This window comes from Oceanobacillus jeddahensis, assembly GCF_000750635.1.
Classification (GTDB): domain Bacteria; phylum Bacillota; class Bacilli; order Bacillales; family Amphibacillaceae; genus Oceanobacillus; species Oceanobacillus jeddahense.
Genome location: NZ_CCDM010000004.1, coordinates 348,385 through 360,818, shown reverse-complemented (window position 1 = coordinate 360,818; position 12,434 = coordinate 348,385). Strand labels below are relative to the sequence as shown.

The 12,434-nt window shown below is 39.1% G+C and carries 15 protein-coding genes and 1 pseudogene; 8 read left to right on the top strand and 8 right to left on the bottom strand.

The features are described 5' to 3' along the window. The first annotated feature begins 28 nt into the window (after window positions 1-28). Window positions 29-265, top strand: a complete 237-nt coding sequence (locus tag BN986_RS18455; protein ID WP_040982854.1) for a hypothetical protein — start codon at window positions 29-31, stop codon at window positions 263-265. Between the two features lie 43 nt (window positions 266-308). On the opposite strand, the pseudogene BN986_RS26340 reads toward BN986_RS18455, so the two are convergent. Then, window positions 309-593 (bottom strand): annotated as a pseudogene (locus BN986_RS26340) (tyrosine-type recombinase/integrase); the annotation flags it as partial. A gap of 619 nt (window positions 594-1,212) precedes the next feature. Here BN986_RS26340 and BN986_RS18445 point away from each other — a divergent pair. Next, window positions 1,213-1,752, top strand: coding sequence for a GNAT family N-acetyltransferase (locus BN986_RS18445; protein ID WP_040982849.1), 540 nt, complete (start codon window positions 1,213-1,215; stop codon window positions 1,750-1,752). Window positions 1,753-2,003: 251 nt separating this feature from the next. On the opposite strand, the gene BN986_RS18440 is transcribed toward BN986_RS18445, so the two are convergent. Beyond that, window positions 2,004-3,272 carry an aspartate aminotransferase type Ic gene (locus BN986_RS18440; RefSeq protein WP_040982847.1) on the bottom strand — a complete coding sequence of 423 codons (1,269 nt, stop codon included), beginning with the start codon at window positions 3,270-3,272 and terminating at the stop codon, window positions 2,004-2,006. A gap of 206 nt (window positions 3,273-3,478) precedes the next feature. Between BN986_RS18440 and BN986_RS18435 the strand changes: the two genes are divergently transcribed. From BN986_RS18435 to BN986_RS18415, 6 genes are all read left to right on the top strand, one after another. Next, entirely contained in the window at window positions 3,479-3,664 is a 186-nt protein-coding gene (locus BN986_RS18435; protein WP_040982845.1) for a hypothetical protein, read from the top strand. Between the two features lie 106 nt (window positions 3,665-3,770). Next, on the top strand, window positions 3,771-4,505 hold the full coding sequence (locus tag BN986_RS18430) for an SDR family NAD(P)-dependent oxidoreductase (RefSeq protein WP_040982844.1): 735 nt from the start codon (window positions 3,771-3,773) through the stop codon (window positions 4,503-4,505). 82 nt (window positions 4,506-4,587) lie between these two features. Then, the gene (locus tag BN986_RS28120) at window positions 4,588-4,719 is read left to right on the top strand and encodes a hypothetical protein (protein WP_392392308.1); all 132 of its coding nucleotides are present in this window, start codon (window positions 4,588-4,590) and stop codon (window positions 4,717-4,719) included. Between the two features lie 83 nt (window positions 4,720-4,802). Further along, window positions 4,803-5,267, top strand: a complete 465-nt coding sequence (locus BN986_RS18425) for an ATP-binding cassette domain-containing protein (RefSeq protein ID WP_040982842.1) — start codon at window positions 4,803-4,805, stop codon at window positions 5,265-5,267. A 242-nt stretch (window positions 5,268-5,509) separates the two neighbouring features. Beyond that, on the top strand, window positions 5,510-5,749 hold the full coding sequence (locus tag BN986_RS18420) for a hypothetical protein (RefSeq protein WP_040982840.1): 240 nt from the start codon (window positions 5,510-5,512) through the stop codon (window positions 5,747-5,749). Between the two features lie 69 nt (window positions 5,750-5,818). Beyond that, window positions 5,819-6,034, top strand: coding sequence for a DUF3923 family protein (locus BN986_RS18415; RefSeq protein ID WP_392392303.1), 216 nt, complete (start codon window positions 5,819-5,821; stop codon window positions 6,032-6,034). A 467-nt stretch (window positions 6,035-6,501) separates the two neighbouring features. Here BN986_RS18415 and BN986_RS18410 read toward each other — a convergent pair whose 3' ends face one another. The 6 genes from BN986_RS18410 to BN986_RS18385 are packed head-to-tail and all read right to left on the bottom strand — an operon-like array spanning window position 6,502 to window position 12,432. Next, a complete protein-coding gene (locus tag BN986_RS18410) occupies window positions 6,502-7,293 on the bottom strand; it encodes an SDR family NAD(P)-dependent oxidoreductase (RefSeq protein ID WP_040982836.1) in 792 nt (263 codons plus the stop codon). A gap of 35 nt (window positions 7,294-7,328) precedes the next feature. Continuing rightward, a complete protein-coding gene (locus BN986_RS18405; RefSeq protein WP_040982835.1) occupies window positions 7,329-8,099 on the bottom strand; it encodes an ABC transporter ATP-binding protein in 771 nt (256 codons plus the stop codon). 8 nt (window positions 8,100-8,107) lie between these two features. Continuing rightward, entirely contained in the window at window positions 8,108-9,088 is a 981-nt protein-coding gene (locus BN986_RS18400) for an ABC transporter substrate-binding protein (RefSeq protein ID WP_040982833.1), read from the bottom strand. 19 nt (window positions 9,089-9,107) lie between these two features. Then, entirely contained in the window at window positions 9,108-9,866 is a 759-nt protein-coding gene (locus tag BN986_RS18395) for an ABC transporter permease (protein WP_244445041.1), read from the bottom strand. Window positions 9,867-9,904: 38 nt separating this feature from the next. Next, a complete protein-coding gene (locus BN986_RS18390; protein ID WP_040982831.1) occupies window positions 9,905-10,885 on the bottom strand; it encodes a zinc-binding dehydrogenase in 981 nt (326 codons plus the stop codon). Next, complete coding sequence (locus tag BN986_RS18385) at window positions 10,882-12,432, bottom strand: class I adenylate-forming enzyme family protein (RefSeq protein ID WP_040982830.1); 1,551 nt, start codon at window positions 12,430-12,432, stop codon at window positions 10,882-10,884. Before BN986_RS18385 ends, BN986_RS18390 begins: the two co-directional genes overlap by 4 nt. Window positions 12,433-12,434: the final 2 nt, after the last annotated feature.

Sequence of the window (12,434 nt, the reverse complement as noted above, 5' to 3'; positions counted from 1 at the left end):
TGGTGAAATCGAATAAGGAGTATGAATCATGCTTTTATCACGCTGGACGTTGTTTCAATGGATAACAATTATATTTTTGGAAGTTTTCGCATTCCTGGCAGATATGTTCAGGACAGAGGTCACCATCCCGATATCTTCTGGAACAGAAACAAATGGATCGATGGTCATCGCTTTTTTGTTTCTGGTTGCTGTAATTGGTTTATTAAGTCTGTTGATGTATTTTCAAACCAAGAAGAGCAGCACATTCTTAAAGCATCCACTGTAGGACAAAATGTATATTATCATGCCTTTTATATTTTTTGTATCCACTATTCTTGTTGCTTTCTTTTTTCCAATCGTTCCATTTTTGCACTTGCAGAATCGAATGTTGCGTGTGGGTAATAGTTGAGAGTCATTGTAATGTTGGAGTGTCCCATGATGTATTGCAATGCTTTTGGATTTATGCCTTCATTGGCTTTATCGGTGCAGAATGTATGTCTTAGGATATGTGATGTCACTACCTTTGGCAATGCTGTTTCATTATCATTATCCTTGTTGTACTTCTTTACAAGTCCTCGGAACACACTATTGTAATTTATACCGATTTTCCCAAAGGGGATATAGGGATACCACAGCCAGCGTATCTCGGTGGCTTCCACCTCGTTCATGCGAATCAGCTTCAAATCGTTTTGCTTGTCTGCTATGAAAAAACCTCCTTCGTATTTTTGGCTTTCTATATGAAAAGCCCCTCGGCGGCGAGCAGACCGCAGAGGGCTTGGAATATTTATCACGGAGAACCGCCCGTAGAACTCCCGCCACAAAATAAAGCGTAAAAATAAATATATTTAGGCGGGAGATAACGGACGCTACCTCCCTGAATCACTTAGGCTAATTCAGTGGGAGAATGAAGGAAGCAGACTAAGTTCGCGACGTCCTGGGGTTGCGATTACTCACCCCATCGAAAACCGTTGTCGTAACGTCTGCACTAGCACATCCTGGGACTGGGACTGCGATTACTCGTCCCATCGTAAAGAGTTGTGCGTCGAAAAACTCCCACTGAATGAAGTTTCGTTTTATGTGGGAACATCCGGGTTATTATGCTATACTGGTGTCGTTAAGGCACGGAGGACGGGGAACGCTGTCCGGCTGCTGCGCTTCGTCCTTACCCTTGAGGGCGGGAACGGCGTTACGGGCAGATGCAGCGAATATATTTTTCGGAAGTAGGGAAGAAAAATGATTGAATTAAGAAAAATTACCCACGATAATTTTGAGGCAGTGTTGAAGTTAAGCATAACAGACGAGCAGAAAAGAAATGTGGATTCCAGCATATATTGTTTGGCTAAAGCCTATGTAAAGATACTCAACGACGAAAAACCTCCGATGATCTTCGCTATATGCAACAATGATGAAGTCATAGGATATGTCGATATTGGATTTTTCGAACTGGCGGAAAGTGCATTTTTATGTGAAAAATATGGAGATAAATCTACTTATGGACTTAATCGCTTTATGATTGATAAAAAGCATCAAGGCAAAGGATTTGGCAAACAAGCAATGATGAAAGTTATTGATTACATAAAGTCGTTTCCACAAGGAAATGCCGATGCAGTTGCTACATCGTATTGGATGGTAAACGAAGCCGTCCGGAAGTTGTTTGCGTCTGTCGGTTTTGTTGAAACAGGAGCGATATGGGACGGACAAACAGGGGATAATTGGAATGCAGAAAGAAAAGATATAGAGTATGCAGAAGTAGGTGCCAGACTCGGATTATAAAGCTAACAATTTGAATAGTGCATTGTACAATATAAGACCAATTGTGCGAAGTTAATAGCAAAAATGCAAAAAGAAAGCACAACATTAGCCCCAAAGAAGGCATACAGTCCAACAGAATAAAGTCATATTGCTTTCTTATATATACTGTAGCTATTTACCGGCAAAATGATCAGGAAGAGCAGCCGGCGATAAAGGTTTATATTATAAAATGGCATTTGACGAGTGACTCGTCAAATGCCATTTTACGGATTTTACAATAATTTATTTACACTTACCAGAATAATGCAGATACTTAAAACCTCTATTGCTTTTTCCACTTCTGCTAAGGATGGGAAGGATGGTGCAATACGAATGTTTTTGTCCCTTGGATCTTTTCCATATGGAAAGGCTGCTCCGGCACCTGTCAGTTTCACACCGGCCTCTGCAGCCAGGCTGACTACTTCTGCAGCACAACCATCTAATGTATTCAGGCTAATAAAATAGCCGCCTTCAGGTTCCGTCCATGTAGCAATACCATAAGAACCTAATTTGGAATCCAGGATGTTTAAAACCGCATCAAATTTGGGCTTCATAATTTCAGCGTGCTTTTTCATATGCTCCAGGATGTTATCATAGTTTTTAAAAAAGCGGACATGACGGAGCTGGTTTACTTTATCGGGACCAATTGTCTGTACACTCAATTGACTTTTAATAAAATCAATATTTTCCTTACTTGCTGCTACTACAGCAACACCGGACCCTGGGAAAGTAATTTTCGAAGTAGATGCAAACATAAACACTCTGTTCGGATTACCGTGTTTTTTACATTCTTCCAAAATATTTTTTAAGCTTGGAGGATTGTCAGTCAGGTCATGAATGACATAAGCATTATCCCAGAATATTTTAAAATCCTGTGCTTTTGTTTCCATTTTAGCTAGGCGTTCCACTACTTCATCACTACATGTAATGCCGTCAGGATTACTATATTTTGGAACACACCATATTCCTTTGATGGATGCATCATCACGAACGAGTTCTTCCACTTTGTCCATATCCGGCCCGTCTTCAAGCATATCAACAGAAATCATTTCAATATCGTACTGTTCACAAATCTTAAAATGCCGATCATAGCCTGGAACAGGACAGATAAATTTAATTTTATCTTGTTTGCCCCAAGGTGTTTCACTATCAAGAACGCCTTTAATTAAGGCTTTGGAAATAATATCATGCATTAAATTGAGACTGGCGTTTCCCCCAATTAAAATTTCCTCTGTATTTACTTCTAATATTTCTTTAAATAACGCTTTTGCTTCAGGTATGCCATCTACCAAACCATAATTTAAGACAGAAAAGTTATCACCAATATTTTCAGCATTAACCGTATTTAATAGGCCTAAAGATAATTCAAGTTGCTCCGCGCTAGGTTTTCCTCTGGACATATCTAAAGATAGATTTTCTTGTTTAATCGCATCAAAGTCTTCCTTTGCTTTACGATGAAGACTTTGCAGATTAGAGTAATCCATCTGTTTCAACTCACTCATTTTATCCCTCCGACATAGTTAACTTGATTTTTCTACTCGTTAATAATTTTATTGCATTTAGTAGGAATTGCAAGGGGGAAAATGAGAAGATACCAATCTATTTTTCTTTGATAATCATTTCCCTTTCAAATAATGGAATAATTGAAACTTTTACCATCCAGTATTCGTAAATAAAGATAGTGAGAAAAGAGAGGGGAATAAACCGGATGAATGACTGGTGGAGAAAGAAGAAATCAAAAACAAGAAAAAGCAGGAAGAGAAAGGAGCATTATACAAAGGGCGATTTATTAATAGATATCTTATTCTGGATTCCTGAAGTTTTAATATTTCCAATCCGTCTTATTTTCTGGTCATTAAGAGGTTTATGGAGGTGGGTTATTGACATAATCTAAATAGGATATAATCGTCTTGTAAGAGTAGGAATGGAATAAGGAATGTTGAAAAGAGAACCATCCGATTATATATCAGAAAATTATATACTTTCAAAGGAGATTTAACATGCTTCAAAATAAGACGATAATTATAACAGGTGCCGCTTCTGGAATTGGAAAAGAAGTTGTTCAAAAATGTATAGAGGAAGAAGCGACCGTCATAGCATGTGACGTAAATAAAGAGGGGCTGGTCCATTTACAGCAGACAATTGCTTCCCCGGACAGATTAGTTACCTATCCTTTAGACATAAGCAATTATGAAGAAGTATCTGCATTTTTTCAATATGTAGATAAAGAACATTCCCGGTTTGATGGGCTGGTGAATAATGCTGGCATTTATTTAGCAAAAAATATAGGAGACTATCAAATTGATGAAATGGATAAGGTGCTGGATGTTAATGTAAAAGGAGCGATCTATTTTTCCAAGCTGTTTGGAGAAAAGCTGCTTCAGAATAAGCAGCCGGGAGTAATTGTCAATATGTCTTCTGTGGCAGGGATGGAAGGAAGCTCAGATGCCATTTACGGAACTTCGAAAGCTGCTATATTAGGGTTGACAAAAAGCTGTGCAATGAATTTTTCTCCATATATTCGAGTGAATGCTGTGGCTCCGACAATGGTAGATACCTCGATGATGGAGGTAATTCCTTCGTGGAGAAAAGCAGAATACTTACATAACGAATTGATTGATACGCCCGTAACTGCTAAAGACGTTGCTGAAACAGTCATATTCTTACTATCAGATAGATCCAAACATTATACCGGAGCTACGTTGGATTTAAATAATGGAGGATATTTGCGGTAGGTGGCGAAATAATGGAGAAGAAAAATGAATAGACAGAAAAAAGAACATCGCCTGTGCTTAGATGAGAATATTTCAGTAGAAGATAGTTAGTTTTTACTGGTTAACAGTCAAATTGCAGGATTTTTGCAGAATAAATAGAATACATACATCGAGGGCGGAGACAGTGAGCGCAGAACGTATTGTTCTCTATTTGAAAACAGGGGAACAGATGTAAACCGCAAGAACTATAGCCGCTTCAATTTCTTAAAAATAACCTGCAGTTGAAGCGTAATAAAGGCTTTGAAAGAGGTGACTGATATGGCAGGAAATATTCTTATCAGCAATATGACATTTAAATATCCGTCTATGATACACCCTTTATTCGAAAACATAACAGTGAATATCAATGAAAATTGGAAGTTAGGATTGCTGGGAAGAAATGGTCGTGGAAAAACAACTTTACTCAAAATCCTGTTAGGTGAACTGGATTATAAAGGCACCATACAGTCTTCACTTACTTTTAAGTACTTCCCAGTATATCCCGAAACAGGTATCGAGCTTACTGCAGAAGAAATATTACGGAAAGAAAACCCGATGATAGAGCGTTGGGAACTAGAACTGGAGTTGTCTTATATGGAATTGCCTGCGGAAGTTTTAGACAGGAACTTCCATGTTTTAAGCGGCGGGGAACAAACAAAAATCCTATTAATAAAGTTGTTCTTAAATGAAGATGCCTTTCCGCTGATCGATGCTTGTTTGCAAGACCAGGGAGAATCACAGTAGATTTGAAAAAAAGTTGGGAGAGAATGAAATGGAAATAGAGCTGTCAGGTTTAGGTTTTGGTTTCTTTATGCTGGCTATCGGGTTAGCATCGATGGGATATTTTATCACGGAGAACCGTCCGTAAACCTCCCGCCTCAAAATAAAGCGTAAAAATAAATATATTTAGGCGGGAGATAACGGACGCTACCTCCCTGAATCACTCAACTAACACTCAGTGGGAGAAGAACGAAAACTCCCACTGAGTGAAGTTTCGTTTTATCGGAAAAGGTCTGCAGCATTTTAGCCGGCCAGAAACCAATAAACACTATAATACCTTTATCAAAAAGAGTGATCTGGAGTTTTATGTTAATTTAAATAAAGATGAGATAGAAGACTTATTAAGAAAATATCCGGATGCTCCCAAGGTAGAGCTGAACGGAACAACCTATTACCCATACGCACAATTTATGGAGTGGGTTTCTTCTAAAGAACTTTACAAATAAAAGGGAACGGGTTATTTTACATAGTTACAGGGCAGATTTAAGTATGAAATGGAATAGGTGATATGGATGATGAAACTGTGGTGGATCACAAATATAATTTGGTTACTATTATTTGCAGCGGCTTCCATTGTGATTAGTGTTCGAAATGTGGATGGAGCCGGAGTAGTACAGACCCCAGAGTTAAGATTAATTGCATTTATTGTGTTAGGGGCATTTTTTATCTTTGTGCTGATAGGTCAATTAATATTTCTCTATTTTGCTAGAAAAAGAAATCATAAAGCGTGACAAATAATTTCGTACGTCATGTTATCTAAGAAATAAAGATGGAAAGCAGATAATTGGATAGCGATGAATATAAAAAAATCATCCTTGCTGCATCTCAGGTGATGTAACGCAAGGATGATTTTTAAGTTTATCACGGAGAACCGTCCGTAAAACTCCCGTCTCAAAATAAAGCGTAAAAATAAACTTATTTAGGCGGGAGATCAGGTGAGCTACCTCCCTGAATCACTTAGGCTAACTCAGTGGGAGAAGAACGGCAGACTAAGTTCGCGACCTCCTGGGGTTGGGGCTGGGACTGCGATTACTCGTCCCATCGAAAACCATTGTCGCAACGTCTACACTAGCACGTCCTGGGACTGGGATTACTCGTCCCACCGAAGAGCTTTTGCGGTTACTCGTCCCATCGTAAAGAGTTGTGCGTCGAAAACTCCCACTGAGTGAAGTTTCGTTTTATAGCGGGTGTGGGGCTGTTACATATAAACCCCACCGCTCATTTTCACAGATTCTCCGACGATGTTGCGGGTAGCATCTGTTAATAAAAAAGCAGTTATATTAGCAACTTCCGCCGGCTGTGTTATATGGCCAGATGGAATTTGCTCTTCAATAAGCTTCAATTGTTCTTCGTAGGACCTGCCGGCAGCATTAGCTTGGGAAAGGATAGCATGGTAACCCATTTCTGTGTCAACATATCCCGGGCATATCGCATTTACTCTTACCCCATGCTCAATGGCTTCAACAGCGAGTGATTGAGTAAAGCCAATTAAAGCAAACTTACTGCTGGAATAAGGAATATTTCCTTTCACTCCGCGGATACCGGAAAGGGAAGAAATATTTATAATAGCACCTTCACGTTGTAAGGCTATTTTTTTATATGCCAATTGAGTGAGTAAGACAGTTGCTGACCAGTTAGTCTCCATGATATTTGTAAGCTGGTCTTCTTCAATGGTCTCTAAATGATCACCGCCAAAAGATCCTGAAGCTGCTGCCGCATTTACTAATCCATATAGAGAGCCGTTTGCTTCCAATGCTTTTTCAACGAGATGTTCACGTTCATCAGGCTTTCGAATATCAGCCTGAACAAATTGAATAGAACCAGTTTCTATTTCTTTTAGATAATCCAGTTTATCCACGTTACGTCCACTTGCTGTAACATTTGCTCCCATATTTACTAATGTATGAACAACTGCTTTGCCTATTCCTCCAGAAGCACCAGTTACGATAATCGATTTATCTGCTAATGCATCTTTTGAAAATATACTCATTATTTAGCCTCCTTGGGCGTGAAGTAATTATTTTTTTAGATATTGTATTCAATTCCTTTATTTTCTTCATACCCCTGAAGACTGGCGTATATTTCATTTTGCTTATGAATAAGCTCTGGATCTTGTGTATCCCTCGGCCGTTCCTGCTTTAGAGTGATGATTTCTTTTATTTTTCCTGGTCTAGGTGAAAACAAAACAATACGGTCTGCCAGGAAGATTGCCTCTCCAATATCATGGGTGACAAATACGACTGTTTTTTTCTCTTTTGTCCACATCTCGAGTAAGTCTTTTTGTAATTGTATCCGTGTCAGATGGTCAAGTGCACCAAAGGGTTCATCCATTAGCAGTACATCCGGCTGGTTGGCGAATGCCCGGGCAATCCCTGCACGCTGACGCATCCCGCCGGACAATTGATGAGGATATTTTTTTTCGAATCCTTCCAGACCTACAAGAGAGAGATAATGCTGAGCTCTTTTTCTGCGTTCCTTTTTGGAGACACCATTTAACTCCATTCCAAATTCCACATTTTTCATGGTAGTTCTCCATGGATAAAGAGAAGCATCCTGGAAAACAAACCCAATTTTTTTATTGGGGCTGTTCAGCGCTTCTTCTTTAAAAGAAATCTTTCCTTCTGAAGGTTTTTCGAGCCCTGATAAGAGTTCTAAAAGTGTACTTTTCCCACATCCGCTTGGTCCAAGAAAACAAACGAATTCATTTTCTTCAATGGATAAATCAATCTCTTTTAGCGCCACTGTTTCATTGTCAAACACCTTAGAAACATGTTGGATATCGAATACTTTACTCATTATTAAATCTACTCCTCTGGAACAAAACTTGTATCAATCATGGATTCAATATCATATTCTTCTTCCTGGAATCCGAGATCTAATTGGATATTCTGTGTTTCTACCAAACGCTCAACATCAAGCGGCATGTCATTTGTCCATAATTCATCTTCACGATCCAATGCTTGCTCGAGCACTTCCGGGTCAATATCCATATGCTCTACAACATAGTCAATATATTCTTCCTGGTTGTTTTTCGCATATTCCTGGGTTGTATGATAAGCCTCTAAAAAGCGTTCAATAACTTCAGGACTTTCCTCAATAAAAGAATCCGAAGCGGCAATAACACCTGTATGGAAGTCTGGCAAGTAATCCCAACCTTGAGCCAGTAAATGCGATTCTCCACTTTCTTCTCCCATTGTTACGAATGGTTCGTGAATCATGGTTGCATCTACTTGTTCATTTTGCAGTGTGGCATATCCCTGTTGATACGTTCCGTTATCAATCAGGTTCACATCATTATCAGGATCTATTCCATGCTCTTCTAAAATATATCTTGCATAAACGTCCATTCCTGATCCTACAATACCTACTCCAATATCTTGTCCTCTAAGATCTTCAACAGAATCAATATCATTACCTGCCTGTAAATAGAAAGGACCTTGTGTACGGTACATGGAAGCAATCATTTTTATTGGTGCTCCACGACCGGCGCCGACGATAACACGGGTTGTAGAACCATCGGCAATATCTACATCGCCGCTTGTTAATGCAGAAACTTCATCTTCTGCAACGACAAATTCAATGTCAATTCCTTCATCCTCAAAGAAACCTTTTTCTCCTCCAAAACGGACTGCCATTCCATTAAGTCCATCAAAAGCGGAATAGGTGACCTGGTCTAAACCGTCATTATCCTCACTTGAATCTGAATCGGAGCAGGCTGCTAATCCTAATGTCAATAAACTCAGTAAAACTACTGTTAATATAGATTTCTTTTTGAAATTTTCCATATGCTGTCGAACCCTCCGATTATAACGATTTCCATTTTGTGAAAAATATCCGTTCGATCAGATTGATTAATTCAATAATTAAAACGGATAAAGCTGTAACAACTAAAATAATTGCAAAAAGTTGACCAGTATCATAGAACTGTGTAGCCATGTTCAATAAATAGCCGAGCCCTTCACGAGAAGCGAGCATTTCAGCAAACAGAACCCCGACAAGTCCAGTCGCAGCAGCTACCCGTAGCCCTGCAAAAATAGACGGGGCCGCAGAAGGGATAATAACTTTTGTGATAAGTTGTGCACGGGATGCTTCAAATACTCTGGCAACTTTAATATGGTTAGGAAGGGTAGCCTTCACACCAGTAATCGTATTAAATACAATTAGGAAAAATGTGAATAAAAAGACAACAACAATCTTATTTAAAAGCCCCATCCCCAGCCATAAAATCAATAAGGGGATAATGGTTACTGTCGGCACAGCCATTAAAGCGGATAATAACGGTGTGAAATATCCTTCTAAAGGTTTAGATAGACCCATCGCAAATCCGAGTCCTACCCCCAGCAATATAGCTGCGCCAAAACCAATTGCAAATTCAAGAACAGTCGTTAAAAAGTGTCCTGTTAATTCGCCGCTTATGATTAGCTCATATAAAGTCACAACGACATTCGAAGGTGCTGCTAAGTAAAGATCCGAAATTATTCCACGTTGAACAACAAATTCACAAAGTACTATAAAAAAGATAATCGTTAAAGCTTGTAAAACTCTAATTTTCCAGTTACGCAATTGAATCTCACCTCGGATCTTTCCCTCAAAATCTTTTACTAAGGTTTAATAATGATTTTTCCGAATATCTCCCGTTGTTCAATCAACTGATGTGCTTTCTGGATATCTTCAATAGGGAGGACCTGGTCAATAATTGGGTCAAGCTTTCCTTTTTTCACTAAATCTAATAGTGTTTCTAAATCTTTTTGCTCCCAGCCATTGGATCCTTGAATAGTGATTTCACGTGTCCAGACGTAACGTAAATCTGTCACAGCATCAAAACCGGTTGTAGCTCCGCATGTTAGTATTCTTCCTCCTTTTTTCGTAGCGAGAATACTTTTTGGCCAAGTAGCTTTACCAGTATAATCAACGATCACATCTGCTCCCTGTTTATTGGTTAACATCCAAACTTCTTTTCCGAAGTCAACTTCATTATAATTAATGAGATGATCGGCACCTAATTCTTTTAACTTTTGAAGTTTTTCCTCAGAACCTGCAGCAACAATAACATTGGCGCCTGCTAATTTTGCGATTAATACAGCGGCATTTCCAACTCCGCCGCTGGCACCTAAGATAACAATTGTTTCATTAGCTTGCAGCTTTCCTTTTGTAATTAACATTCTCCATGCAGTTCCGTATGCGATTGGAAGTGCGGCTCCTTTTTCAAAAGAGATTTCATCCGGCAGCGGCAGGCAATTACTTGCAGGTACCGAGATATATTCGGCAAGTCCTCCTGTTAAATCTTCGCCTAAAGCTCCATGACCCGGGATAGCAGGGTCTATCAAAACTCTGTCTCCTGGTTTTACATTGGTTACATTTGACCCAATTTCATCAACAACTCCCGTAATATCTCCTCCTGAAATATGGGGAAGTTCTAATGTTCTTCCAGGAATTCCTCTTCTGACAAAAATATCAAGATGGTTAAGAGCTACTGCTTCTACCTTTACTCGGACTTCATTTTCTCCTGCCTCCGGTGTTGGGTAGTCTCCAACAATTACATTTTCAATATCACCATGTTTTGTAATTAAAGCTGCTTTCATTTTTCGATTTTCCTTTCCGCAAATAGTGCCTTTAATTTATTTTTTAACTCAGTTCGGTTTATTTTTCCTGGTCCTGTTAATGGTAGTTCATCAAGGAAAAAGACATGTCTTGGATGAGCATATGCTGGACCATTATCGATAAAGAAAGATTTTATCTCTTCTTCTTCAAGGGCAGTGCTTGGTACGACAAACGCTACGGGAACTTGCCCTTTTTGCTCATGGGAAATAGCAAGTACACAAACATCTTTGATTTTTTCATGCTTAAGTAAAATGTTTTCTATCTCTTTTGGATAGGCATTTTCGCCGCCTATATTAATCATGTCATCTTTCCGGCCAATGATATAAACAAATCCGTCTTCATCCTGATAGGCAGAATCACCTGTTTTCAGCCAGCCATCCGCTGTAAAACGTTTTTTTGAAACTTCAGGTAAATTCCAATAACCATCTGCAATACCAGGATTGTTCACCCATAATTCTCCAATTTCTCCGGCGGGAAGAGGTTTTTCTTCTTCGCTCATTATTTTGATACTGCACCCCGGGACAGGAAGGCCTGCTGAACCTAATTTTGAAAATCCTTTCCTGGAAGCAAGCACAATCGGTCCGCCTTCTGTAAGTCCATAACCTTCATAAACTTCTGTACCCATTCGCTTATGGATCTCATCCAGCAATTCCTTTGGTACATCAGAGGAACCGCATAATACAAATCGTAAGGAAGACAGATCATACGTCGTAGAGCTGTCTCTCAAGTGGTTGACAATGGAACGATAGACTGCCGGAACCCCTGTCATAAATGTACACTGATGCTTTTGAATGGATTGTAGCATAGCGACAATATCGACTTTTGGTAAAACAACCGTTGATGCTCCCAGGTAAAAGGTTCTTTTAATTTCGGCCATCGCATTTTTGTGAAAAAGGGGTACTGCAACCAGCGATCGATCTTCAGAAGTTTGATTTCTAACCTCTGCAGTAGATTGAACATTCCAGTACTGGCCTTTGTGTGTTAGCTTACAGCCTTTGGGATTTCCTGTTGATCCGGATGTATACGGCAAATAGCAGAGTTCATCAGAACCAGCGTGATAAATAGTCAGGGTTGTTGACTGCGCCTTTATTTCCTTATCGTAATATAAATTAGAGACAGTTCCTTCTACATTCTCGCCGGCAATAATATAGTGATTCAAATCATTTTCTTCATGAAGCAAACGAGCTTTTGACTCCAAAGAATGATGATAAATAAGCAGTTTACTTCCGCTGTCATTTAATATATAACCCAGCGTATCAGCCCCAAGATTGATATTCATTGGAACAGGGATTGCACCAATGGCCATTAACCCAAAGTTAATTTCTAAAAAACGATGATCATTTGGAAACATGACAGCTACTCGGTCACCAGCTTGAATATTTAATGATTTAAAAAAATTACCAGCCTGATTAACGCGTTCTTTTAATTGCAAATAAGTTAATGTCTTTTCATTTGTAATAAGTGCTGTCTTAGAAGGAGCGCGATCTGCTGAACGATGAATAATTTGGGCGAAATTATAATTATCCATTT